This is a genomic window from Roseobacter sinensis, assembly GCF_025755255.1.
Classification (GTDB): Bacteria; Pseudomonadota; Alphaproteobacteria; order Rhodobacterales; family Rhodobacteraceae; genus Roseobacter; species Roseobacter sinensis.
Genome location: NZ_JALIEB010000006.1, coordinates 50,918 through 72,217, shown reverse-complemented (window position 1 = coordinate 72,217; position 21,300 = coordinate 50,918). Strand labels below are relative to the sequence as shown.

Below are 21,300 nucleotides of genomic sequence, written 5' to 3'. Positions count from 1 at the left end.
AGGCCGAACCTCCTTGCGGGGTCAGCGATAGAGGAATGCCCATGTCGGACGAAGACGAAATCATCCTGTCGGAGCTGGACGACGAGGAACTCGTTCAGCAGATGTTCGACGACCTCTACGACGGTCTGAAGGAAGAGATCGAGGAAGGGGTCAACATTCTGCTGGAACGCGGATGGCAGCCCTACGACATCCTGACCAAGGCGCTCGTCGGCGGCATGACCATCGTCGGCTATGACTTCCGCGATGGCATCCTCTTCGTGCCCGAGGTGCTGCTGGCGGCCAACGCGATGAAGGGCGGTATGGCGATCCTGAAGCCGCTGCTGGCCGAAACCGGCGCACCGCGTGTCGGCAAGATGGTGATCGGCACGGTCAAGGGCGACATCCACGACATCGGCAAGAACCTCGTCGGCATGATGATGGAAGGCGCCGGGTTCGAGGTCGTCGACCTCGGCATCAACAACGCCGTGGAGAAGTATATGGAGGCGCTGGAAACCGAGGCGCCCGACATCCTCGGCATGTCCGCCCTGCTGACCACGACAATGCCTTACATGAAGGTCGTGATCGACACGATGGTGGAACAGGGTGTGCGCGATGACTATATCGTGTTGGTGGGCGGCGCGCCGCTGAACGAGGAATTCGGCAAGGCCATCGGTGCCGACGCCTACTGTCGCGATGCGGCTGTGGCAGTGGAAACCGCCAAGGAATGGGTTGGCCGCAAGCACAACCAGAAGACCGCCTGAGACCCCGCCGCATGGCCGCAGGCTTCAAAGGAGAACTGCGCGTGCCGCTCGACAAACTTGTTCTGATTTGCGTCTGTGTGCTCGCCGCTTTCGGCGTCACCCTGTGGCTCGCGGCGCTGGTGCTGACGGCGCTGCAGGTCCCCGCCGGATGGCTGGCGCTGATCCCCGCCGCACTTGCGGCATACATCTTCTACCGGGTGCTGGCCGAACGGCTGGGCAACGCCGATGAGGATCACTACGACAGGATGAAACACTGACCATGCTGGTCGTGACCGCCTCCGAAATCGCCGGGCGGCCCGTGCTGGAGACCCTCGGCCTCGTGCGCGGCTCGACCGTGCGCGCCAAGCACATCGGCACCGACATCGTCGCCGGCCTGAAAAACCTCGTGGGCGGGGAGGTCACGGGCTACTCATCGCTCATGGCCGGGGCACGCGAGCAGGCGCTCGACCGGATGATTGCCGAGGCCCAGGGGCTCGGCGCGGATGCGGTGATCGCCGTGCGGTTCGAGACCTCGCAGATCATGGGCGGCGCCTCCGAAATCGTGGCCTACGGAACGGCGGTGCGCCTCGATGCCACTTCGTGACACAGAGCTGACCGAAGATGGCCTGTCGCCCAGCGGCGTCGGCCGCGTCCTCCTGATCGCCTGTGGCGCGCTCGCCCGCGAAATCCTCGACCTCAAGGCGGCCAACGGCTGGACCCACCTCGATCTGACCTGCCTGCCCGCGAAATATCACCTCACGCCCGACAAGATCACCGAAGGCGTGCGTGAGAGCGTGGCGAAACACCGCGCCGCTTACGAGCAGATCTTCGTCGTCTACGCCGATTGCGGCACGGGTGGGCAATTGCAGGCGGCCTGCGATGATCTGGGGGTCGAGATGATCCCGGGTCCGCACTGCTATTCCTTCTTCGAAGGCAACGCGCGCTTCGCCCAGCACAGCGAGACCGAGATCACCGCCTTCTATCTTACAGATTTTCTCGTGCGGCAGTTCGACGCCTTCGTCATCAAGCCCATGGGTCTCGACCGTCATCCCGAGTTGCGCGACATGTATTTCGGCAATTACGAAAAGCTGGTCTACCAGGCGCAGACCGATGACCCGGATCTCACCCGCAAGGCGGAAGCCTGTGCCGCGATGCTCGGCCTCAGCTTCGAGCGCCGGTTTACCGGCTACGGCGATCTCGCAACCACGCTGGAACGACTCTGAGACAGAGACGCGGCCCAAAGCCCGGCAGGGCTTTGCCAGAAATCGCGTCGCGCCGCAGGCGCGCCCGCTGGATCAGAATGCCGCAGGTGCCTCCGCCGGATTACGACACGACAGGCGCCCTCGCCGGATCAGGCCGCCGCGGAGGCCACGGAACGGATGCGCTCGATCATGGCCCGCAGCCCGTTCGAGCGCTGCGCCGAGAGGTGATCGTTCAACCCCAGCCGGGCCATCTCGGCCCGCGCGTCGACGGTCAGGACTTCGGAGAGCGGCAACCCGTTGTAGAGCTTGCGCAGAACGGCGATCAGCCCGTTCACGATCATCGCATCGCTTTCCCCATCGAAGTGCAGCCTTCCGCCCTCGGTCACGGCGTGCAGCCATACCTGGCTTGCGCAGCCCTCCACCTTGGTGGCCGGTACTTTCAGGGCAGCATCGAGCGGCGGCATCGCCCTGCCCGCCTCGATCACCATGCGATAGCGATCTTCCCAATCTTCGAGGAATTCGAAATCCTCGACCAGTTCCTCAAATTCTGCCTGTGCCATCTCGGTCCTCTTTTTCTTCCTTGCAGGTAAGCCGCACCATGCCGAAGGTCCAGCCCGCCTTGGCGCTTTTCAACCGGGACCAGATGGGATAGTCGAAGAGGAAGAAGAAGAATTGATGGCAGGCTCCATGCGTACGACAGTTTCCGCCCTTCTGGTCTCGACCCTCGTGCTCTCTGCCTGCGGGGGCTTCCGCGACAGCCGCGCCAACCCCTTCAACTGGTTCGGCCGCAGCGAACCTGCACCGGTGGCCGTCGCCGAGGGCGACGAGAACACCCTGATCCCGACGCGAACCGGGCTCTTCAGCTCCAACCGGCCGCGCGACGTCTACCTTGGCCAGCCGATCGACACGGTAAGTGACTTGGTGATCGAACGCGTACCGGGTGGCGCCATCATCCGCGCCACCGGTGTGGCGGCGACCCAGGGGATCTATGATGTCCGCCTGACGCCGGCCAATGAGGATGAAGCGGTCGTCGACGGTGTGTTGGCGTACCGGCTGGAAGGGCTGCGCAGCGGCGGCACGCCGCAAGGGGCCCCGGTCACGCGCGAGGTGTTCGTGGCGCGCAAGGTCACGGATCAGACGCTGACCGGCGCCCGGACCATCCGGGTCGAGGGGGCGCGGAACGCCCTGCAAGCCCGCCGCTGACGGCACGCGCGCTCAATCCAGCGCGACGATCCGAACGTCCGATCCATCCGCGGCCAGGGCGATCTTGCCGTCGCAGAGGCGCAGGGCATCATCGCCGAACACTTCCTTGCGCCAGCCGTGCAGGGCCGCAACGTCGCGGATGCCGGCGGCAATCGCATCGAGATCGGCCGCGGGCGCGATGAGCTTTGCGGCCACGCCCGCGCTCTCGGTCTTGGCCTTCAAGAGCACGCGCAGCAGATCCGCCAGCGCCGGGTTCACCTGCAGCTTGTCGCGCGACCGGTCGGGCTTGGGCATGTCGGACTGCACGCAGTTCAGCCCGCGATCGACGGCGGCCAGAATGCCCTCGGCGATGTCGCCCCGCCGCGCCTCGCGCAGCAAGAGGCGCGACCGGCCAAGCTCCTCGGGCGTTTTCGGCTTGTTGGAGGCCAGCTCCACCAGAGCGTCGTCCTTGAAGACGCGGTTCCGCGGGATGTTGCGCTCCTGCGCGAAGCGCTCTCGAAAGGCCGCCAGCTCGCGGACCACCGCGAGGAACCGCGGCGAGTTCGTCCGCGTCTTGACCCGCCGCCAGGCGTCTTCCGGGACCACGACGTAGGTATCGGGGCTGGTCAGAACGGTCAGCTCCTCCTGTACCCAGCGGCTGCGCCCGCTGTCCTCCAGCTTGCGGGCCAAGTATTCGTAGATCTCGCGCAGGTGCGTGACATCGGCCAGCGCATAGTGTTTTTGCGCATCGGTCAGCGGACGGCGCGACCAATCGGTGAAGCGTGAGGTCTTGTCGAGCGACTTCTTCGCGATCCTGCGCACCAGCGTCTCATAGCCCACCTGCTCGCCAAAGCCGCAGACCATCGCGGCAACCTGCGTGTCGAAGAGCGGTGTCGGAAAGACCTCGGCGTCGACATAGAAGATCTCCAGATCCTGCCGCGCAGCGTGAAACACCTTGACCACGGAGGTGTCGCGGAACAGATCGTAAAGCGGCTCGAGCGAGATCCCCTCGGCCAGCGGGTCGACAAGCACGGCGGTGCTGTCATCATCGCCGGGCATAGCCAGCTGGATCAGGCAGAGCTTGGAATAATAGGTCCGTTCCCGCAGGAACTCCGTATCGACCGTCACATAGTCATGCTGGGATGCCTCTGCACAGAAGGCGGCCAGCTCGGCGGTCGTTGTGAGTGTTCTCATGCGGGCGTGTCTTTTTCTTCGTCTTGATCAACTTAACGCAGTCCGGGGACTGTTACACGAGGCATCCGGCTTTGGCCAGAACCGCATCCCCGAACCTCAGGGCAGCAGGATCGGGCGGCGATCTCCTTGCGCAAATCGCTCCAGAACCATCGGGTAGAGCCGGTGCTCCTGCGCGAGGACGCGTGCGGCGAGGCTCGCCTCGGTATCGCCCGGCTCGACCGGCACGCGCGCCTGTCCGAGGATCGGTCCGTCATCGAGCGCGGCGGTCACTTCGTGCACGGTACATCCGTGCGCCCTGTCCCCCGCGGCGAGTGCCCGGCGATGCGTGTGCAGGCCCTTGTATTTGGGCAGCAGCGAGGGGTGGATGTTCAGCATCCGGCCCTGCCAGCGATCCACGAAGCCCGCCGTGAGCTTGCGCATGAACCCCGCGAGGCAAATGATGTCGGGCGCGTAGGGCACAAGCACACCCATGACGGCGTGTTCGAAGCCCTCCCGGTCATCGCCGAAGGGCTGATGCCGGACCACCTCGGTGGGCACACCGCGCGCCGCGGCCCGTTCGAGCCCGCCCGCCTCCGGCTGGTTCGAGAGCACCACGCAGGGCCGGGCCGGATGATCACCCTGCATGCTCTCCAGCAGCTTGAGCATGTTGGACCCGCCGCCGGAGATGAAAATCGCGACCCGTTTCGTCAAAGCAGGGCGCCGTCGTACTGCACGCCCGGCCCTGTGCCGACCCTTCCGATGCGGCGGACGGTCTCGCCTTCGGCCTCCAGAAGTGCGGTCAGCGCATCTGCACGCGCAGCCTCCACCACCAGCACCAGCCCGATGCCGCAGTTGAACGTCTTCAGAAGCTCGGCCTGCGCAATCCCCCCGGTCTTGGCCATCCAGCGGAACACGGCCGGAAGCGCCCAGGCGCCAAGATCGATGCGGGCGCCCAGATCATCCGGCAGCACCCGTGGCAGGTTTTCCGTCAACCCGCCGCCGGTGATATGCGCGAGCCCATGCACGCCGCCGGCGCGAAGCGCAGCAAGCGCGGGGCGCACGTAGAGCCGGGTCGGCGTCAGAAGCTCGGCGCCCAGTGATGGATCCGCCCAGGGGCAGGCATCGTCCCAGCCGAGACCCGAGATCTCGACCAGCTTGCGCACGAGGCTGTAACCGTTGGAGTGCACGCCATCGGAGGCCAGCCCCAGCAGAATGTCACCTTCCGCGACACCGGTTGGCAGCTCCGCCCCCCGCTCCATCGCACCGACCGCAAAGCCCGCCAGATCGAAATCGCCGGCGGGGTACATGCCCGGCATCTCCGCCGTCTCGCCGCCGATGAGCGCACAGCCCGCACCCTCGCACCCGCGTGCGATCCCTTCGATGATCCGCGCCGCCTGCTCGGTGTCGAGCGCGCCGGTCGCGAAATAGTCGAGGAAAAACAGTGGCTCCGCGCCCTGGCACACCAGATCGTTCACGCACATGGCGACGAGGTCGATGCCCACCCCGTCCACGTGGCCCGTGTCAATGGCGATGCGCAACTTGGTGCCCACCCCATCGGTGGCCGCCACCAGGATCGGGTCGACATATCCCGCCGCCTTGAGATCGAAGAGCGCGCCAAAGCCGCCCAACCCCGCCATCACACCCGGCCGGTCGGTCCGCTTCGCTGCCGGTTTGATCCGGTCGATCAGCGCATTGCCCGCATCGATATCCACGCCCGCGTCGGCATAGGTGATCCCGTTCTTGGGCAGTGTCATGGCAGGCTCCCTCGCGCCGCTCGTTGGATGCCCGGGGGTTAGAGCATTCACCGGCGGCTTGCAATCACCTGCATGCCGCAACCGCGCTCTTGACGTCGGCAGCGGCGCGCCGTACGCAGCACTCATGGCGGGCCTGTAGCTCAATTGGTTAGAGCAGAGCGCTCATAACGCTTTGGTTGCGGGTTCAAGTCCTGCCGGGCCTACCATTTCCCTCGTGATGACCTTCCCTCAGAATCAGGCAGCTTTGTGGCGCGTTTCGCGCGCAATTCCGACCCAACCTGAGCGGGAAATGGCATAAACCGCTGAATTTGGGCCATATTTTTGTTTACCATTTCTTCATACTTTTGACACAATTCGGAAAATTTGTGTTAAAAATAAGGCCATTTCAGCGGTCTGTTTCGCTGAAGACGTAGTGATCGTTTTGGTAAGTGTGGGGCGAGGCCCGTGTTCGGTGTGCGAGTAAAACTGGTTTGCGTGGCGGTTCTCTTCGGGGCGACAGCCGCGCCGCTTCAGACCACCGCCGCGACAACGGCGGATCTCCCCAGCATTGAGACCGACCCCTTGGGAGCGTTCACGCTCGGCGAGTTGCTGCGCGAGGACCCGCTGGGGGACGAGTGTATCGCGGAAGAGGACATCGACCTGGCATTCTTCGCCTCCGGCAAAGGAATGCGCCTGCCGCGCACCTGTTTGCCCGATCCCTGCAATGAAGCCCTGACGCCTTTCCGGCTCGCCGAGTTGATCGGGCGGCCCGCCCAGCCTGAGGAATGGGACAGGTACTTCTCGCGCTATGCCGATACCTGCCGCAAGGAGATCGTCGACTTTGCCGATGCCACACAGGCGTCCGAGCCGCCGTCGAAGGCAGCATTCTGGGCACCGGTCCTCGGCGGGCGCGTCGAGCAGGGCGCAGTGGTTCTGTCGCAACCGCTCTTCAGCCGGGCGGCTCGGATTCTCGGAGCAAGCTCGGGCAGCGGCAGTGGCGGTACGTTGGGCGCTGGCACATCCGATACCGGAGGCAGCGGCGGCTCTGGCACGTCCGGCTCTGGCACGTCCGGCACGGGCGGTTCGGGCAGCGGCGGTAGTGGCGATGGTGGCGGCGACGACGGAACTCCGATCACGCCGCTGGTGGACCCGCCGGAAGACGGCTCTCCGACAGGCACATCCCCAGGTCCGGATGGCGATTGGCCAGAGGGCCAGAGCCCGAGCCCCGTGCCGCTGCCCCTGGGCGCATGGATGCTGCTGACTGCGCTTGCAGGGCTTGCCGCACTGCGCCGCCGCAGAGCCTGACAGCCCCTCCTCAGCGGGCGATCACGATATCGGCCCGCAGACCGCCAAGCCGGTCCGAACTGCTGAGCCGCAACACCCCCCCGTGGGCGCGCGCGATATCGGTCGCAATCGCGAGACCAAGCCCGACACCACCTCCCCGATCCTGGTTGCGCGCGGCATCAAGCCGGGTAAAGGGCCGCGTCGCTTCGGCGCGGCGGTGTTCGGGAATGCCCGGGCCGTCATCTTCCACACGCACCCGCAGCGTCTTGTCTGTCAACAGTACGGAGACCTCGGCCTTGGCCCCGTAGCGCACGGCGTTGGACATCAGGTTGTCGAGCGCACGGCGCATCGCCAGCGCATTGAGCTGCACGGTGCCCTCCCCGTTCCCGTCCGCCGGCATCAGCGTGACGTTGCGCCCCGCGCGCCGCGCCTCCTCGACGGCCTGGGCGACAAAGGCGTGCGGCTCGATCGGCTCGGTCTCGCCCTCGCTGGCTCCTTTCACGAAGTTCAGGAAAGCATCGAGCATGCCTTGCATGTCATCGACATCCTGTTCGAGTGCGGCGCGCTCGTCGTCGTCCAGCATAGAGAGGCTGAGCCGCATGCGCGTAAGCGGCGTGCGCAGATCGTGGCTGACACCGGAGAGCATCAGCGTGCGCTGTTCGATCTGCCGCTCGATCCGGTTGCGCATATCGAGAAAGGCGTTGCCGGCCGCGCGCACTTCCAGCGCCCCGGCTGGGCTATAGGGTTCGTGCCGGCCGCGTCCGAAAGCTTCCGCCGCGCTGGCAAGCCGCTTGATCGGGCGCAGCTGATTGCGCAGGTAGAGAATGGCGATCACGGTCACGAGACCGCCGAAGAAGATCATGTTCACGAACAGCTGGTGCGGATTCGACGCGGAAATGCGGCGCCGGTCGAAACCGATCATGACGGGGCCGGAGGCCGTCTCCGCATAGACGAGGACCCTGCGATCCTCGGTCAGATCAATGCGCGTCACCTGCTCGACCAGTTCAGGCAGCATGCTCAGGATGACCCGTCCCGAGAAATCCAGCGGGCCGCGCAGATCGGTGAGCGGAACGTCCCTCGCCGTGACGGGTTCGACCGTCATGTCCAGTTGCGACAGGGCGGCCTGAACGTGATCGCTGATCGCCGCGCGATCCGGAGCCTCATCGATGACGTCAAGCACCAGCTGCAACTCGCGGGCGACGGTTGTGGTCATCTGCTGCGTCACGTCCTCGAAGTGACGCGTGAGGAAAAGAACGGTCACCACCAGCTGCAGCACCACCACCGGCAGCAGAAGGATCAGGATCGCCCGGGCGTACAAACTCCGCGGCATATAGTGTTTGAGCCAGTGGAACGACATGCGCTAGACCCTATCTGCGCCCCTGCCCTTTAGAAAGAGCGAATGGCCATGCCGCCTGTGCACGACTTCGACCCGCCCATCGGCATACCCCAGGTGCTTGAGCCGGGCCTGCGCCGGCTGCTGGCCCCGAACCCTTCCCCGATGACTTATCGCGGCACCAACACCTATCTGTTGGGCGAGACGCATCTCGCGGTCATCGACCCAGGACCCGCCGACAGCGACCACCTGGCTGCGATACTGGACGCGGTGCAGCCGGGCCAGACGATCACCCATATTCTCGTGAGCCATGCGCATCTGGATCACTCGCCGCTCGCGGGGGGCCTGCAAGACGCCTGTGGCGCCCCGATCTACGGCTTCGGGCCTGCCGAGAAGGGGCGGTCGGAGGTCATGCAGGCCTTGGCCGAGGGCGGTCTGGTGGGGGGTGGCGAAGGCATCGACAGTGGCTTTGCACCCGACCACGAGGTTGCGGATGGCGAGGTGATCGAAGGGACAGGCTGGCGGGTGCAGGCGTGGCACACGCCCGGGCATATCGGAAATCACCTGTGTTTCGGCTATGACGATGTCTGCTTTACAGCGGATCACGTCATGGGTTGGGCCACGTCCCTTGTCTCACCGCCCGATGGCGATCTGACGGATTTCATGCGCTCTTGCAGGCGTCTGCGCGCCGCGCGGTGGCGGCGCTTCTATCCCGGGCACGGGGACATCGTGCATGATCCGCATGCGCGTCTCGACGGCTTGATCGCGCACCGGCTGGCCCGCGAGGCGGCGATCCTCGAGGCGTTGGCCGCCGGTCCGTCCGACGCGCATGAGCTCGCACAGCAGATCTACCTGGACACACCAGCCAGCCTCATGGCCGCCGCGACCCGCAACGTCCTTGCACATCTGATTGATCTGGCTGGCAAAAACAGAATTGCGCCGGCAGCACCTTTGCGGGCGGATACGCCGTTTCGCTTGCTCTGAGGCCCCTGTCGCAAAATCTGTCGAATCGCGCAAAACCCTCTGGACGACCGAAAGTGCCACTGCTATATCGCCCAGACCGTTCCGGCGTAGCTCAGCGGTAGAGCAGTTGACTGTTAATCAATTGGTCGTAGGTTCGATCCCTACCGCCGGAGCCATAAAAATCAAGCACTTAGACTGATTTTCGTGGTGCCCCTCGGGGCTCAAGTACAGAATAAGCACAGAAAATGCTTTGAGAGCCTATGCCGTACGCCCCGCGACCGTGCTCAACCGGCGGATGGGCGTGGGAATATCCAGTGGCTGTGAGCGATATTGGTTGTACCGCACCTCCTTTCTCAACTAACTTACTTGAGAAGCTAAAAAAAAATGGAAGACAATCAGCGTGAGTAAAGATCGTCCTCCCAGTGTTAACTCCTTTCTCAAGTGGGCCGGTGGAAAAAGATGGCTCGTCCCGGAACTCCAGCGTCATCTCCCAACCTCTTTCAACAGGTACATTGAGCCCTTTCTCGGCGGCGGCGCAGTTTTCTTTGCACTTCGACCGACAAGTGCCACTCTGTCAGATCTGAACAGAGACCTAATTGAACTCTACCAAGTCGTAAGAGATCACCCACAGCAGCTCCGAGAATTACTCCTAGATCATGAGCAGAAGCACACAAAAGACTACTATTATTCCACGAGGTCTGACGTGCCCACTGCGAAACTTGAGCGCGCGGCAAGAACCCTCTACCTGAATCGGACGTGCTTCAATGGCCTATATAGAGTAAACAAAAAGGGTGAATTTAATGTGCCTATCGGCACCAAAACAACGGTGGTGTTCCCAGAGGAAGACTTCAATGCTTATTCCGCAGCGTTGGCGAGTGCTGACCTGATCGTAGCTGATTTTGAAGAAGTGATAGACGACGCAGAGGACGGCGATCTTGTATATGTCGACCCTCCTTACACCGTAGCTCATAACATGAACGGCTTTTTGAAGTATAACGATCACATCTTCTCGTGGTCCGATCAAGAACGCCTGCGATCAGCAATAAGTAGGGCAGCTGAACGAGGTGCGATGGTCATCGCCAGTAATGCAAACCATGACTCAATCAAGGATCTGTATTCCGGGCTCGGCAATCATCACGAAGTAACACGTCACTCTGTTATCGCAGGTCCGGTTGCAAAGAGGACTCCCACGTCAGAGGTCTTGATGACCTTTAACTTAGGTAGCTGAAATGCGCTGGCTGTGGTTGCGGATTAGATGGCTCATCACGAAGGTCCCTGTGTATGGGCAGTTGATCAACTCGGAAAGAAAGTCCCTTTCTTCCGCCGGGGTTGAGCTGCTCATAGCGACTATTTTTTCGCTTTTCCCAATTTGGTTATACCCGATTATCATGATGGTCGGATTTGGCGATCCATTTTGGCAGAATGCAGAGACATTCATTGAGAACGGGGAATTTTTTCTGTTTTCTTCAGCTCTTGTAGGTCCGCTGATTTACTCCATCACGAAGAAGTACGGTGAGGAGAGAGAGCCTGAGGATAGCAATTATACCTTTCCGAGGATCCGAGCGATCCAGTTTCCATACGGATTCTGGTTCGTCATAATCTCCGTCTTTATCTGTCTGTTTTCTGCCGTTTTCTTTGGATTGATGCGAGTAAACTCAGCAACACCTCTTGCAAGCGGCCTAGACGAGGCGACACTCTTTTCGGTCTCGGTGTTTATGTATCTCTTTACCCTTTCATGCTTTTTCTGTGTCTCAGTTTACAGGCTAAACCTGGAGAAAACGACCGAGGCTTTTGGAGAGGACACTAAAGACCTTATGCGGCAGTGGGAGCGGCGTGATGACTGACCAGATGAACTTGGTTGACCCGGACCCGATAGAGCTAGAGTTCGAATGCCTGAAGGCAGAGCAACCGATCGGCGACGTGTTCCTCGCCAAGATCCCGTACAAGGACTTGGTCAAAATCACATATTTTGATGTTCGGCGCGTACTTCAAGATGATCGCGACGTTGAGCGGTACCTCGGGATTCAAAGACCGCTGATCACGTCACGCGTTGCAGGGCTACAGAAGTACGTTAACTTCTTTGATGCATCGTTTCCGACCGCAATCATCATCGCAATTGATGAGCGGTTCACGGAGTACGACGAAGATCGAAGGATCATCACGCTTTCGAATGTTGCTCGCGGCGGTAACGATCCAGAGATCCCAATCAGAAACCTAGCCAGGGTTTTGGACGGTCAGCACCGCATTGCGGGCCTAAGAGGCTTTGAGGGCGACAAGTTTGATCTGCCTGTCACGATATTTGTCGGTGCGGACATTGCAGATCAGGCACACATCTTTGCAACGGTTAACCTGGAACAACAGAAGGTCAACAAGAGCCTCGCATACGACCTTTACTCATTGGCGAAATCTAGGAGCCCCCAAAAGACATGTCACAACGTGGCAGTTGTTTTGGACCAGGACGAAAAGAGCCCATTCTACAAGAGGATCAAGCGTTTGGGTGTGGCGACTGATGGTCGGAGTTTTGAACCAATCTCTCAAGCAACATTTGTCGAGTCTCTTATGAGATATGTGAGCGCTGATCCAAAGGGAGACCGCGACCGCCTACTGCGAGGAGAAAGGCTGGAAAGACCCGATCCCGCGGAAATCCAGAAACTGCCTTTCAGAGAATTGTTCATCCTTGAAAGGGATTTGAAGATTGTTGAAGCGGTCTTCGATTATTTTTCTGCGGTCAAGGAAAGATGGCCACTCGCTTGGTCGAATCAAGATCGTGGTAATATGCTCAATCGCACGAATGGATTTAGAGCGCTAATGCGTGCATATGCTCATGTTTTTGAGCTTACCGGACAGAGCGATGGAACCATCGCAAGAGCGGACGTTGATCGCTTCATGAAAAACGTACCGCTCAAGGATGACCAGTTTAATACAGAAGAATTCCCGCCAGGCACGAGTGGTGAGTCCAAACTGGTGAACTTGCTTCGTGATGTAAGAGTCTGATAAGCGCATGATCGGCCATCGAGAGCTTCAGCGCCGCATTGGCACCGAAACTCCCTTCTTTCGCAGGACCGCGGCGACCGACGCGATAGACCGAACCGTGGTTTTGGCGTCTGGGAATTCGGCCATGACCCGATCCACGATGGCCGCGTAGGCCAACGCCTCGTCCATGAGCAGCTCCTGGACCACCGAGCCGATGGTCCGTTTCGGTTTGGCGCTCTCCGGCACGTGGACCTTGGCCTCCCGTATCTTCTGATCGATCGTCTTCCCTTCTTCCGTGGGCGTCGCGGTCGGTTCGGTGACCTCCGCCTCGGGCATGTCAGGCGCACGGTCACCAAGGACGCCACACTCGACCACGATCGATCCTGGGTGCTCGCCGCGCTTCTTCTCGGCCAAGTCGGGACGGCCGCAGAAGCCGACAGCGCCCCAACCCTCCTTGCCTTCGACCAGAACGGCCTGGGTGTAGGTCCGGTCGGTCTTGCGGGTGTGCTGCGAGCCGTCGGGGGCGGTGGCGACGTATGTGGTCTTGGTCATGGCTGGTCTCCTTATCAGCGTTGAAAGGTCCACCATGTCGCCAACCCGTGAGCCCGTGGGCCCTCTACGCCCGCTTTCTCTGTTCACGATATGCTTCGATTTCCCACGTCTAGCCTAGCCGGTCCCGAAGCAATGCTGCCATCTGATCCACGACGTCGGGGCCTTCCAGTCTTTTCGGCGGAATCTGGATAGGAAACTCCCCGCTGGGAACCAACCTGTTCGACGAGATATTCCCAAGCCCTTCGCCGATGAGTTCGTTCATAAAGGCGCGTTCGTCGTCATCTAGATCGGGATTGAAGTGCTTGGCCGTCAGTCCAGCCAAGATGTCGCAAAACTGGATCGAAAAGCTCTCCCGCGAGTCCCTGGCCTCCGTCGAGACCACCCGCAAAGGATGCGGCACGAAGCTGCCATCCCCGGCTTTCAGCTCGACCTCTTGATTATCCGCGGCGGTGATGGCTTCCCACATCACTCTGTCCCGTAGAAAAGCCGACGATGCATCGTGAACCACGGCAAAGTCCTCGGGATGGGCCTGACGCCAATGGCCGATGACCGCGATCATCGTGCTTGTCTGAATGTTGTTTGAACTGCGGAAGTCTTCGAGGCCCGTATATCTCTCGAAGAGTTCCGCTCCCATGGCCATTTGATCGAGAAAGACCTGGACACGTTCGTCCGCACTGTTCGCCATCATCCTAAGCCGAAGTTGAAGCGTCGAAAGGTTCTCGCGCGTCGGGTCACGGCTGAACTCTTGGTAATAGGCCAAGAGGCAATCCAAGAGTTCGGGCGGCGCAAATTGCGTCAGACCGAAATGTACGTAGTTCGAGTACCGCCAGCAGAAACCGTCATCGTAGAAATCGAACCCAGCGTCAGTGATCGCAGGTTCGACAAGGTAGTCCATGATCTTCGTCAGGACGGCGAAACGCTTGTTCGTCGCATAGCAAAAAGCCTTGTCGGCTACTTCGTCTAGGTGGTTACAGAAGGTCCTCAACCCGTCTCTATGACGCTTTGACTTCCAGATGCGGGTGAAATGATGCTCGTCTGCGCGATTGCGCGGAAACGATAGGCGCAGAATTTCTTCGGCGCGCGCATCCTCAATATCCGCGCTGGCAACCGTGAACACAGGTTGTTCCGGGTCCAGAAGGTTGTAGCCGGTGAAGCCCGACTCATCAAAGAAAATGGTTCTTGTGGTCATTCTGAACCTGCACACAGGGCGAGTTTGGAATTTGCGCTTTTGTTCAATTCATTTCAAGGGAATGGTCGCCCCGCCACCGCCGTTCAGATACAGAGTACAAGCTGGCGGCGGGGCCGTCGGGCACGGAGGCGCCCAACGCGATGGGTCAGGCTGCCACTGGCGAACAGCGAGCGAGGAGTTCGGCCTCGAACGCAGCACGGAGTTCGACGGCATTGTCCTGGTCGATGGCTTCAGCACCGAAGACGCGTTCCTCCTCCAGGATGCTCTCCAGGAGTGGGGCAAACAGCGCCGCCCTGTGGTGATGCCCGAGCCAGCGTGTCAGGGCGGGGAGCGCCGCGGCCAGGGCGACGGACTCCTCATCCTCGCCGTGGTCCCTCATAGTCTCCATCAGATCGTGATCAATTGCGTCCCTCGGCAAGCAAAAAGTTAAACGTACCCGAGCAAAACCAGGAATATCTGTAACGTGAATCTTCTTGAACGTCATTGACCCCTCTCTCATGCTGCGTCGCAGGCTGCTGAAGCCGCACCCAGCTCGCAGTCGAACCATTCATTCACCTGAGCGCGAAGTTCCTCAATCTCCCGCCGTTCCCGCCCCATCACAGCGACGTCGAGAGCTACGAGGACCAGCATCCCATCGTACCAGTGTCCATGGCTGCCCAGCAGTTCTCTCATGACGCCGAGAAGCCTGAGGTCGCCCTCGTCCATGCCGACCTGGTCGCGAAGGCGACGTGTCGTGGCGTCCTCGAGGGTTGTGCGAGGGAACTTGGCCTCCACGCGTACGCTTTCGCCGTACTCGTCGACCCTGTAGAACTCGGAGTAAGTCGTAGGGAGGTTCTTTCCAAAATGGTTGGTCACTTCGCTTTCCTTTTCTTGCGATCCGGCCCTTTCGGCCGTGCGATGAAGGTCGGCGAGGAAACCTAACTCTTCGAATAATTTAAGAACTGTCGATTTAGGGAAATTTTAACGCCTGAAAGAGCAAGGCCCACACTACCGAAAGGAAGCGTGGGCCAAGGCAGCGCGCTTAATTACAGTACGTAGACGTCCGCTCTTTAGCGAGCCAGGTTTTTGCAGGCTTCGTCAATGTCCATGCTGGTGATCCCGCCGACCTCTAGGGCTGCCGCGTCGTCGTGGCTCCGCATCAACGCCCTGCCCATGTCCGTGTCCAGCGCCCGCGAATAAGCCTTCTCGAAGATCTCGCCGGGCCGCTTGATCTGCTTGGCCAGCCTATCCAGCTCGGCCTCGGCTGCTTGACGGTTGAGCGCTGCGGCCTTCCGAACGTCTTTGGTCTTGGTCATAGTCTTCTCCATATCTGCCGCCGCGCGGGCGGTCTCCACGTGGTGTTCTAGTTGCTCGACGAGGGTGGCCAGCTCCATGACCTCCTCGGCGTCGGCCTCGTCGCGTGCGAGGCGACCGAGGGCGTCCTCAAGCTCCTTCTTGCGATCCTCCAGCCGCTTCAGTTCGGCAGCGTAGCGTTGTCCCTCTTTGCTCATCCGACCTTCTCCATGTTCTCCAGTTCCTGCTTGGCCTCGCGGGCCACGTTCGGCTGCGGGCTGTCGGCGCGCACACGGAGCAGCTCCGTTCGGAGGCTCTCGGCAACACGCTCCTCCGCGTCGGCCAGTGCGATCGCGTGGCGCTCGCGGATGGCGGTCTCGACGCCTAGGGCGCGGGCCATTGCCATGCCGCCTGCGCTCACCAGCGTTCGGACCAGGACCTCGTTCTGCCGGTTCGCGACCAGCCCGCGTTCGATCGGAGCCACGTCGCCGTTCGCGATGGATGCGGCCCCGAGGTCTCTGCGGAGGGCCTGCTGGTAGGCGGGCCATGCGGTTGAAAGGGCGGTCAGCGCGTCGTCCACGGCTCGGGCCAGCTTCGCCCGCTCGGCGGTGGCCTCAAGCGCCTTCTCGGCGCGCACTTTACGCTGTCTGCGTTCGGCACTTGCATCCGCAGCGCCCAGACGCTCTTGAAGCTCGGCCATGGCCTCATCAACGATCGCGATGCGCTCGGCCAGGGCCGCGACGGTGTTGGACGGCTTCTTGCCGTCGATGATCGCCTGCTTGGCCTCGGTTCGCACCTTGTCCAATTCATCTGCCAGGCGGGCGCGCTCGTCGCGCAGCTCGCCGATACGGGTCTCAATTTCCTGTCTGGTTTTCATTGGCATGTGTCCTTTACGTGCGTCGGGGGTGGCGAACGGAGCCCGTCGTAGAAACCCCGTCCGCCATGCGTCCGGGAGAAGGAGGCTCCCAATGGCCAACCGGACACGATGACAGCTTGCCGTGTCGGCTCAGTGCGGGGGACCAGCGTGTACGACCGATGCGGCGAATGCTGGTCGGTCAAGCGCCCATGAGGTCCAGCTCCATCTGTCGCAGCAGCTCGGTCGGCGTGCCCTTCGTGGATAGGAAGCCGCCGGGGTTGTCTTGGACGTCGGAGCGGTAGGAACGCCAGCACCGTGCGTTCGGACAGTCCACGCCGGCGTCGATGAAGGCCTGCATGGCGGGGCGGACCCATCCGCGCGGGAACCGCGTCGATCCGTGGACGTGGTACATCGAAGCTAAGAGGCGCACTGCGTTGGCCCGCATGGTCAGTCCGGGGAGCGGTGGCCAGTCGGCCACGGCCTCCTCGACCAGGGTCTCGGCCTCCCGCTGGGTGGCGGCGTACCGGATCACCGGCAGCGGCGGGACCGGCCTCGCCTCGGCCGGTTCAGTCATCGAGCACCACGCCCATAGCCGCGAGGCGTCGGCGCTTTCCCTCGATCATTTCGAAGCGTTCGTCCTGCTGCCTCTCCACCTCGGCGAACTCGCGTTCCATCTCGGCCAGCTGTTGCTTCTCGCGCGTGATGATCCTTTTCGGCGTCTGGTCCATCGTCGGTCTCCTCGTGAGGGTTTACGACGCACGATGCCGCGCGGGCGACTCCGCGTAAGCCAGTGAGGGCGCACGCCTGACAGACGGTCAGGAGGCCCGAAGGTGATGGGACGATCCCGATCAAGAGCTTACGGGAGTTCGACCCGACGGAGCACAGCGCCGGGCACAGGGCCGGGCCGTGTTGGAGGGCCGTCAGGCGTCCTCGAAGTACGGCGTTGCGGCGATCCACTCCAACAGCCTCGCACGGGTCTCGTCGTCTAGGTCCAGCCGCGTCTCCACGGAGAAAGTCGCCTCGTCACGCACCTGCGCCGACTGCCACGGAACCGGCTCGCGTCCCTCGTCCATCTCGGCAATCAGACCGTCTGCGGGGGACTCCAGGTATCCCAGCGCGACCCGCATCGTCTCGTACCCGTCCGCGAACTTCACCGTGGCGACGCCCCCGGCGTTGACGATGGTGACGTGCACCGCGCCGTCAGTCATCGGTTCGTCCCCCGGTCTCATACGTCGCCCCCTGGACCACCTCGGCGTCTATGGCGTCGTCTCGTGCTCCCGAGGCCTTGGAGGCGACTAGAGGACGCCGTATGGACCCGGTGGAGCCTCCGACGAGCTTAGGCTTCCTCGGCAGCTCGTTGTGAACGTTCGTCTGGTTGTTGATCTGGACGTTGGTCTGGGACGGGCCGTCCACGGAGCTCATCCGCAGGGCGAGTAGCTTGGTCAGTACCCGCGGGTCCACGTGGCTGGTCTCGAAGCGGTGGACCACCTCGAAGTCGTCGTCCAGCTCAGGCTTGCCGGTCGCCGGGTCGATCACAGGGACCCACTTGCCGGTTCCCATCTCCAGGGCCGTCTGGACCACGCGCTGGGTCAGCTCCTCCTCGAAGGCCGCCACGGCGTCGTCCCACGCCTCGGCAAAGTCGGGGTTCTTGCTGCGCCGGTCGTAGAAGGTGCGCCGGGTCAGGCCGGTCATGTTCGCCGCGTAGGTGACGTGCCCGAACTGCCTGAGGTAGCCGAGGAACTCGTCGCCCTTCTCGCCGTACACCTGGGCCACGACCGGGGCTAACTGGCTCCGTCTGTGCGGGTCTGGCGCTGGCTTGATCCTGTTCATCCGCATGATGCTCACATCGGCATCTCCTCTTCCACCCGCCTCGGGTTCGTGGTGTTCGATCTGATCGAGCACCTCGCCTCACGCCGTCTGGGGCCCCGAGGCTCCCCATGAGGAGCATAGGCGGTGCTCGACGCTGTGCTTGGAGGGGTGGCGACCGGACAAGCCCCTGACGCGGTTGCCCTTCCCGTCGCGAGGCCCCCTGATCCAGTATCAGAGGGGCGCCCTTCGGAATGGTGGCGGGCAGGCGTCGAGGTTTTCCGGGCGGCTCGATCCTCACTGTTTCGAGGTAAGGATGCCGCGTCCGGTTGGCGGCGTATGCCAGCGAACTCACGTGGGCGTGAGCCAACCTCTCACTGGCGTGAGGCGTACCCTCCGCCGATTTCGGTGACGGCCTCGGCTTTCCCCGTCTTCCAAGGCGGGAACCGTGCTGCCTTCAAGCCTGAAAGCGCCTCCCCACGGACAGACGGACAAGGGCGGACGCGTTTCTGGCATCATACGCGAAACTTAATTCAGTATCCTTTCGTCAGTATGTCTATTTATCATACCCTATGATTTCGGCAGGCTGTCCGCCCTTGTCCGCTTGTCCGTGAGGTCGTCTCGAGCGGGGTGTTCGATCAGATCGAACAGGCTCAATCGTCCTCCGTAGCCTTCTCCCTGGCACGCCATTTCGCCCTCGCTGCGTCGATGATCTTCGCCATGACCGCCGGTCTCTCGCGCTTGACCCGCAGAGCGTCCCATTCTCCCCGCCGGGCTATTACGACCCGGTCCTTCTTGGCGCCACCCGAACCCCTCTTGTTGAAGCGCCGTTGTGTGACCGAACCGCCGGCCTCGTCCACGATGAACTTGAGGTTGGAGGGGAAGCCGTCGCAGGTGGCCTCAAGGTGGTCCATCACGTCCGACATGCCGATCAGGTCGGCCGGCCATTCGGCGAACAGCGCCTTGAGCTCGCGGTGCTCCTCGGTCTCGAGGAACTCGACCACCGACCTCTTGGCGTCTGTCATCGGGGCCGGGAGGCCCGGGTTGAAGGAGGACAGGTCGCGCTCCCGCAGGAACCTCGCGACCGACGCCACGAACTGAGGGTCCCGGCGCGTCTCGTAGAGGTCCCGGTAGTAGGAGGGCGCCCGCACGCTCTCGGGGTTGTAGGCCACGCGGATGCGCCGATCCCTGTCGTCGATAGGCAGGGCGTCCATGAAGTTGGAGAACATCAGGAACCGGCAGCAGTTGTACTGCACCGACTTCAGGCCGAACTTCGGGTTGATCTCACGGTGCTCCTCGGTGATGACCTTCTGCAGCTTGTTCGCCTTGCGGTGCCGGTCGGCACCCGAGCCCTCCCTGGTCTCGTCGACGACGAGCAGAAGCTTCTCGGAGAGCCGCTCGTTGAAGCTGCCACCCAGGACGTCGCCGAGGTCGACGCCGAGCGCCGCGTGGCCTGCGAGGACGCGCGCGAGGACCGAGGCCACCCAGTTGCGCCCGACGCCGCGCTTCGACGTTATCATCAGCCAGGCTGTGTGCGGCAGGACGCCCGGATGCTGGACGATGTGGGCGATCCAGTCGAGGAAGTCGTCCGCGTCGTCACCGTCGGGGAGAAGCCAGCGTACGTGGTTCACGAACTTCGCCGCCCGTTCGGTCCAGTCCTTGGGTGCCTCCTTGAAGGTGAGCTTGCTCCACACGTTAACAGCCTCGCCACGACCTTCAGGCGGCGCGCAGATAGCCCGCCGACCCGGCGCCCAGGTCATCACGTCCACGGTCTTGCGGTCACCGTTTCGGTCACCGACCCAGACGTTGACAACCCGTATCTCCTTCGGCTGAGGCGGGCGACCGCGCTTAGGCCCGTCTCCGCCGTCCTTGGGCTTCTCGGGCTCCACGGTCATGCGGCTGCCTGCGAAGTGTGTGGCGGCGAGCTCGACCGTGCGCCATGCCCGGCCGCTCCTCAGGTCCACGACGCCCCCTGCGAGGCTGACGTAAACCAGGTCGCGCTTCGCTCCCTTCAGGTCGATGCGGCGCACGCTCAGCCGCTCCCGAACACTGGTCTCACCGATCTTGCGGTCCTCCTTGCGCTCCCTCTCGGCGAGCGCTGACAGGGTCTCCTCGTCCAGATCGTCGAAGTCGTCAGCGGCTGGCGTCTGCGGGATTGCGTCCTCGGCCCCGGCGTCGCGTAGCAGCTTGTGCAGCGTCTTGTACGTGACGCGGGCACCCTTGTTGTCGGCGTGCAGGCTGTCCCACCGGAGACCGATGATCGTCCCGTGGTCGGCGTACTCAGGGTCGCGGGTGCACCACTCGATGAACTCGTCCCGGCCGTCGCCTGCGGTGGCATGGTGGCTGGCCTGCATGAGCTGGAGCCAATCGGCGTGGTCCTGGAAGTCCTCTGGGTCCAGGGCTTCCAGCATAACGGCCAGCTCCTCTTGGTCGTGCTCGCCGCCGCCGGTCGGAGCCGCGCCGTCTGGTCTTCGGACCAGGTCGAGCAGACCGTCTGGCGCGGGATCGGCACCGAACGCGTCTAGCTCGGGTCGGTCACGGTCCCAAGTGTAGGGCCTCAGCGTGTCGGGATGGATCGAGCCGGGCGCGACGACCTGACGGCCCAGGCTCTTGAACTCGACGCCGGGGAAGTCCTCGCCCAGGCTGTCCCTGGTCGAGACGCCTTCCGGCTTGGTCATGTAGACGTGCAGGCCACCGCCGCCGGTGACCACGGTCGGGAACTGGTCAGGGTCCATGCCGGTCCAGAGCACGAGGTCGACGAACGGGTTGAGCGACGTGTCCAGGGTTTCGCCCTCAGGGAAGTTCCTCGGGTCCACGTCCAGGATCAGGTCGGCCGCTGTCAGCCTGACGCCGACGTTGTCGCCGGTCTCCATGTGGTCCACCTGGTCAGCGGACCTGTACGGTCGTTTCGTCCAGTTGCCATGGATCGGGCTCTTGCCGCGCTTGCGCCTCTTGCCCTTGTGCTCGTCTTCGTACGCGTGGTTGTGCAGCGGGATGAGTTGGTAGCCCGCCTCGATCAATGGTGCCAGCTCCGCCGGTTGGGTCTTCGACTGTCCGGTCATG

26 protein-coding genes and 2 tRNA genes are annotated in these 21,300 nt (G+C 62.5%); 12 read left to right on the top strand and 16 right to left on the bottom strand.

What is annotated here, in order from left to right:
• The first annotated feature begins 41 nt into the window (after positions 1 to 41).
• From MUB52_RS11125 to MUB52_RS11110, 4 genes are read left to right on the top strand one after another with little or no spacing between them, the layout of a single operon-like run.
• Positions 42 to 740 carry a corrinoid protein gene (locus MUB52_RS11125; RefSeq protein WP_263844295.1) on the top strand — a complete coding sequence of 233 codons (699 nt, stop codon included), beginning with the start codon at positions 42 to 44 and terminating at the stop codon, positions 738 to 740.
• Between the two features lie 41 nt (positions 741 to 781).
• Positions 782 to 997 (top strand): hypothetical protein, encoded by a 216-nt coding sequence (locus tag MUB52_RS11120; protein ID WP_263844294.1) that lies wholly within the window; start codon positions 782 to 784, stop codon positions 995 to 997.
• 2 nt (positions 998 to 999) lie between these two features.
• Entirely contained in the window at positions 1,000 to 1,323 is a 324-nt protein-coding gene (locus tag MUB52_RS11115) for a YbjQ family protein (RefSeq protein WP_263844293.1), read from the top strand.
• A complete protein-coding gene (locus MUB52_RS11110) occupies positions 1,310 to 1,942 on the top strand; it encodes a DUF1638 domain-containing protein (protein ID WP_263844292.1) in 633 nt (210 codons plus the stop codon). The genes MUB52_RS11115 and MUB52_RS11110 overlap by 14 nt, the downstream gene beginning before the upstream one ends.
• Before the next feature lie 128 nt (positions 1,943 to 2,070).
• Here MUB52_RS11110 and MUB52_RS11105 read toward each other — a convergent pair whose 3' ends face one another.
• Entirely contained in the window at positions 2,071 to 2,481 is a 411-nt protein-coding gene (locus tag MUB52_RS11105) for a SufE family protein (protein WP_263844291.1), read from the bottom strand.
• 127 nt (positions 2,482 to 2,608) lie between these two features.
• Between MUB52_RS11105 and MUB52_RS11100 the strand changes: the two genes are divergently transcribed.
• Complete coding sequence (locus tag MUB52_RS11100) at positions 2,609 to 3,124, top strand: hypothetical protein (RefSeq protein ID WP_263844290.1); 516 nt, start codon at positions 2,609 to 2,611, stop codon at positions 3,122 to 3,124.
• A gap of 12 nt (positions 3,125 to 3,136) precedes the next feature.
• Here the strand turns inward: MUB52_RS11100 and rnd are convergent, their stop codons facing one another.
• The 3 genes from rnd to purM form a co-directional block, all read right to left on the bottom strand.
• The gene (gene rnd / locus MUB52_RS11095; RefSeq protein ID WP_263844289.1) at positions 3,137 to 4,297 is read right to left on the bottom strand and encodes a ribonuclease D; all 1,161 of its coding nucleotides are present in this window, start codon (positions 4,295 to 4,297) and stop codon (positions 3,137 to 3,139) included.
• 96 nt (positions 4,298 to 4,393) lie between these two features.
• The gene (gene purN / locus MUB52_RS11090) at positions 4,394 to 4,987 is read right to left on the bottom strand and encodes a phosphoribosylglycinamide formyltransferase (RefSeq protein ID WP_263844288.1); all 594 of its coding nucleotides are present in this window, start codon (positions 4,985 to 4,987) and stop codon (positions 4,394 to 4,396) included.
• On the bottom strand, positions 4,984 to 6,030 hold the full coding sequence (gene purM, locus MUB52_RS11085) for a phosphoribosylformylglycinamidine cyclo-ligase (protein ID WP_263844287.1): 1,047 nt from the start codon (positions 6,028 to 6,030) through the stop codon (positions 4,984 to 4,986). Before purM ends, purN begins: the two co-directional genes overlap by 4 nt.
• Before the next feature lie 129 nt (positions 6,031 to 6,159).
• Between purM and MUB52_RS11080 the strand changes: the two genes are divergently transcribed.
• A tRNA-Ile gene (locus MUB52_RS11080) sits at positions 6,160 to 6,236 on the top strand.
• 268 nt (positions 6,237 to 6,504) lie between these two features.
• Entirely contained in the window at positions 6,505 to 7,314 is an 810-nt protein-coding gene (locus tag MUB52_RS11075; RefSeq protein WP_263844286.1) for a VPLPA-CTERM sorting domain-containing protein, read from the top strand.
• A gap of 10 nt (positions 7,315 to 7,324) precedes the next feature.
• Here the strand turns inward: MUB52_RS11075 and MUB52_RS11070 are convergent, their stop codons facing one another.
• Positions 7,325 to 8,650, bottom strand: a complete 1,326-nt coding sequence (locus MUB52_RS11070) for an ATP-binding protein (RefSeq protein WP_263844285.1) — start codon at positions 8,648 to 8,650, stop codon at positions 7,325 to 7,327.
• Positions 8,651 to 8,698: 48 nt separating this feature from the next.
• Between MUB52_RS11070 and MUB52_RS11065 the strand changes: the two genes are divergently transcribed.
• The 5 genes from MUB52_RS11065 (at position 8,699) to MUB52_RS11045 (ending at position 12,583) form a co-directional block, all read left to right on the top strand.
• Positions 8,699 to 9,610, top strand: a complete 912-nt coding sequence (locus MUB52_RS11065; protein ID WP_263844443.1) for an MBL fold metallo-hydrolase — start codon at positions 8,699 to 8,701, stop codon at positions 9,608 to 9,610.
• Between the two features lie 80 nt (positions 9,611 to 9,690).
• Positions 9,691 to 9,765, top strand: a tRNA-Asn gene (locus MUB52_RS11060).
• Positions 9,766 to 9,989: 224 nt separating this feature from the next.
• Complete coding sequence (locus MUB52_RS11055) at positions 9,990 to 10,817, top strand: DNA adenine methylase (protein WP_263844284.1); 828 nt, start codon at positions 9,990 to 9,992, stop codon at positions 10,815 to 10,817.
• 1 nt (position 10,818) lies between these two features.
• The gene (locus MUB52_RS11050) at positions 10,819 to 11,433 is read left to right on the top strand and encodes a hypothetical protein (protein ID WP_263844283.1); all 615 of its coding nucleotides are present in this window, start codon (positions 10,819 to 10,821) and stop codon (positions 11,431 to 11,433) included.
• On the top strand, positions 11,426 to 12,583 hold the full coding sequence (locus MUB52_RS11045; protein ID WP_263844282.1) for a DGQHR domain-containing protein: 1,158 nt from the start codon (positions 11,426 to 11,428) through the stop codon (positions 12,581 to 12,583). The genes MUB52_RS11050 and MUB52_RS11045 overlap by 8 nt, the downstream gene beginning before the upstream one ends.
• 27 nt (positions 12,584 to 12,610) lie before the next feature.
• On the opposite strand, the gene MUB52_RS11040 is transcribed toward MUB52_RS11045, so the two are convergent.
• The 11 genes from MUB52_RS11040 to MUB52_RS10990 all read right to left on the bottom strand — a co-directional run bounded on the left by MUB52_RS11040 (position 12,611) and on the right by MUB52_RS10990 (position 21,299).
• A complete protein-coding gene (locus MUB52_RS11040) occupies positions 12,611 to 13,114 on the bottom strand; it encodes a hypothetical protein (protein ID WP_263844281.1) in 504 nt (167 codons plus the stop codon).
• 109 nt (positions 13,115 to 13,223) lie between these two features.
• Positions 13,224 to 14,303, bottom strand: coding sequence for a DUF3800 domain-containing protein (locus tag MUB52_RS11035; RefSeq protein ID WP_263844280.1), 1,080 nt, complete (start codon positions 14,301 to 14,303; stop codon positions 13,224 to 13,226).
• Between the two features lie 145 nt (positions 14,304 to 14,448).
• Positions 14,449 to 14,787 carry a DUF3684 domain-containing protein gene (locus MUB52_RS11030; protein WP_263844279.1) on the bottom strand — a complete coding sequence of 113 codons (339 nt, stop codon included), beginning with the start codon at positions 14,785 to 14,787 and terminating at the stop codon, positions 14,449 to 14,451.
• Between the two features lie 11 nt (positions 14,788 to 14,798).
• Positions 14,799 to 15,158, bottom strand: a complete 360-nt coding sequence (locus MUB52_RS11025; RefSeq protein WP_263844278.1) for a hypothetical protein — start codon at positions 15,156 to 15,158, stop codon at positions 14,799 to 14,801.
• A gap of 194 nt (positions 15,159 to 15,352) precedes the next feature.
• Positions 15,353 to 15,793 carry a hypothetical protein gene (locus MUB52_RS11020; protein ID WP_263844277.1) on the bottom strand — a complete coding sequence of 147 codons (441 nt, stop codon included), beginning with the start codon at positions 15,791 to 15,793 and terminating at the stop codon, positions 15,353 to 15,355.
• A complete protein-coding gene (locus tag MUB52_RS11015; RefSeq protein WP_263844276.1) occupies positions 15,790 to 16,452 on the bottom strand; it encodes a hypothetical protein in 663 nt (220 codons plus the stop codon). Before MUB52_RS11015 ends, MUB52_RS11020 begins: the two co-directional genes overlap by 4 nt.
• Positions 16,453 to 16,630: 178 nt before the next feature.
• A complete protein-coding gene (locus MUB52_RS11010) occupies positions 16,631 to 17,005 on the bottom strand; it encodes a hypothetical protein (RefSeq protein ID WP_263844275.1) in 375 nt (124 codons plus the stop codon).
• The gene (locus MUB52_RS11005; RefSeq protein ID WP_263844274.1) at positions 16,998 to 17,159 is read right to left on the bottom strand and encodes a hypothetical protein; all 162 of its coding nucleotides are present in this window, start codon (positions 17,157 to 17,159) and stop codon (positions 16,998 to 17,000) included. Before MUB52_RS11005 ends, MUB52_RS11010 begins: the two co-directional genes overlap by 8 nt.
• Positions 17,160 to 17,351: 192 nt before the next feature.
• Positions 17,352 to 17,639, bottom strand: coding sequence for a hypothetical protein (locus MUB52_RS11000; RefSeq protein WP_263844273.1), 288 nt, complete (start codon positions 17,637 to 17,639; stop codon positions 17,352 to 17,354).
• Positions 17,632 to 18,333, bottom strand: a complete 702-nt coding sequence (locus MUB52_RS10995; RefSeq protein WP_263844272.1) for a hypothetical protein — start codon at positions 18,331 to 18,333, stop codon at positions 17,632 to 17,634. The genes MUB52_RS11000 and MUB52_RS10995 overlap by 8 nt, the downstream gene beginning before the upstream one ends.
• Before the next feature lie 557 nt (positions 18,334 to 18,890).
• Positions 18,891 to 21,299: a bifunctional DNA primase/polymerase gene (locus MUB52_RS10990; RefSeq protein ID WP_263844271.1), complete on the bottom strand. Its 2,409-nt coding sequence runs from the start codon at positions 21,297 to 21,299 to the stop codon at positions 18,891 to 18,893.
• Position 21,300 lies beyond the last annotated feature (1 nt).

Bases quoted from the DNA above. Each gene is read 5' to 3' on its own strand.
- MUB52_RS11125 (WP_263844295.1), top strand. From the start codon at position 42: ATGTCGGACGAAGACGAAATCATCCTGTCGGAGCTGGACGACGAGGAA.
- MUB52_RS11115 (WP_263844293.1), top strand. From the start codon at position 1,000: ATGCTGGTCGTGACCGCCTCCGAAATCGCCGGGCGGCCCGTGCTGGAG.
- MUB52_RS11110 (WP_263844292.1), top strand. From the start codon at position 1,310: ATGCCACTTCGTGACACAGAGCTGACCGAAGATGGCCTGTCGCCCAGC.
- MUB52_RS11105 (WP_263844291.1), bottom strand. From the start codon at position 2,481: ATGGCACAGGCAGAATTTGAGGAACTGGTCGAGGATTTCGAATTCCTC.
- MUB52_RS11100 (WP_263844290.1), top strand. From the start codon at position 2,609: ATGCGTACGACAGTTTCCGCCCTTCTGGTCTCGACCCTCGTGCTCTCT.
- rnd (WP_263844289.1), bottom strand. From the start codon at position 4,297: ATGAGAACACTCACAACGACCGCCGAGCTGGCCGCCTTCTGTGCAGAG.
- purM (WP_263844287.1), bottom strand. From the start codon at position 6,030: ATGACACTGCCCAAGAACGGGATCACCTATGCCGACGCGGGCGTGGAT.
- MUB52_RS11070 (WP_263844285.1), bottom strand. From the start codon at position 8,650: ATGTCGTTCCACTGGCTCAAACACTATATGCCGCGGAGTTTGTACGCC.
- MUB52_RS11065 (WP_263844443.1), top strand. From the start codon at position 8,699: ATGCCGCCTGTGCACGACTTCGACCCGCCCATCGGCATACCCCAGGTG.
- MUB52_RS11050 (WP_263844283.1), top strand. From the start codon at position 10,819: ATGCGCTGGCTGTGGTTGCGGATTAGATGGCTCATCACGAAGGTCCCT.
- MUB52_RS11045 (WP_263844282.1), top strand. From the start codon at position 11,426: ATGACTGACCAGATGAACTTGGTTGACCCGGACCCGATAGAGCTAGAG.
- MUB52_RS11040 (WP_263844281.1), bottom strand. From the start codon at position 13,114: ATGACCAAGACCACATACGTCGCCACCGCCCCCGACGGCTCGCAGCAC.
- MUB52_RS11035 (WP_263844280.1), bottom strand. From the start codon at position 14,303: ATGACCACAAGAACCATTTTCTTTGATGAGTCGGGCTTCACCGGCTAC.
- MUB52_RS11030 (WP_263844279.1), bottom strand. From the start codon at position 14,787: ATGACGTTCAAGAAGATTCACGTTACAGATATTCCTGGTTTTGCTCGG.
- MUB52_RS11020 (WP_263844277.1), bottom strand. From the start codon at position 15,793: ATGAGCAAAGAGGGACAACGCTACGCTGCCGAACTGAAGCGGCTGGAG.
- MUB52_RS11015 (WP_263844276.1), bottom strand. From the start codon at position 16,452: ATGAAAACCAGACAGGAAATTGAGACCCGTATCGGCGAGCTGCGCGAC.
- MUB52_RS11010 (WP_263844275.1), bottom strand. From the start codon at position 17,005: ATGACTGAACCGGCCGAGGCGAGGCCGGTCCCGCCGCTGCCGGTGATC.
- MUB52_RS11005 (WP_263844274.1), bottom strand. From the start codon at position 17,159: ATGGACCAGACGCCGAAAAGGATCATCACGCGCGAGAAGCAACAGCTG.
- MUB52_RS11000 (WP_263844273.1), bottom strand. From the start codon at position 17,639: ATGACTGACGGCGCGGTGCACGTCACCATCGTCAACGCCGGGGGCGTC.
- MUB52_RS10990 (WP_263844271.1), bottom strand. From the start codon at position 21,299: ATGACCGGACAGTCGAAGACCCAACCGGCGGAGCTGGCACCATTGATC.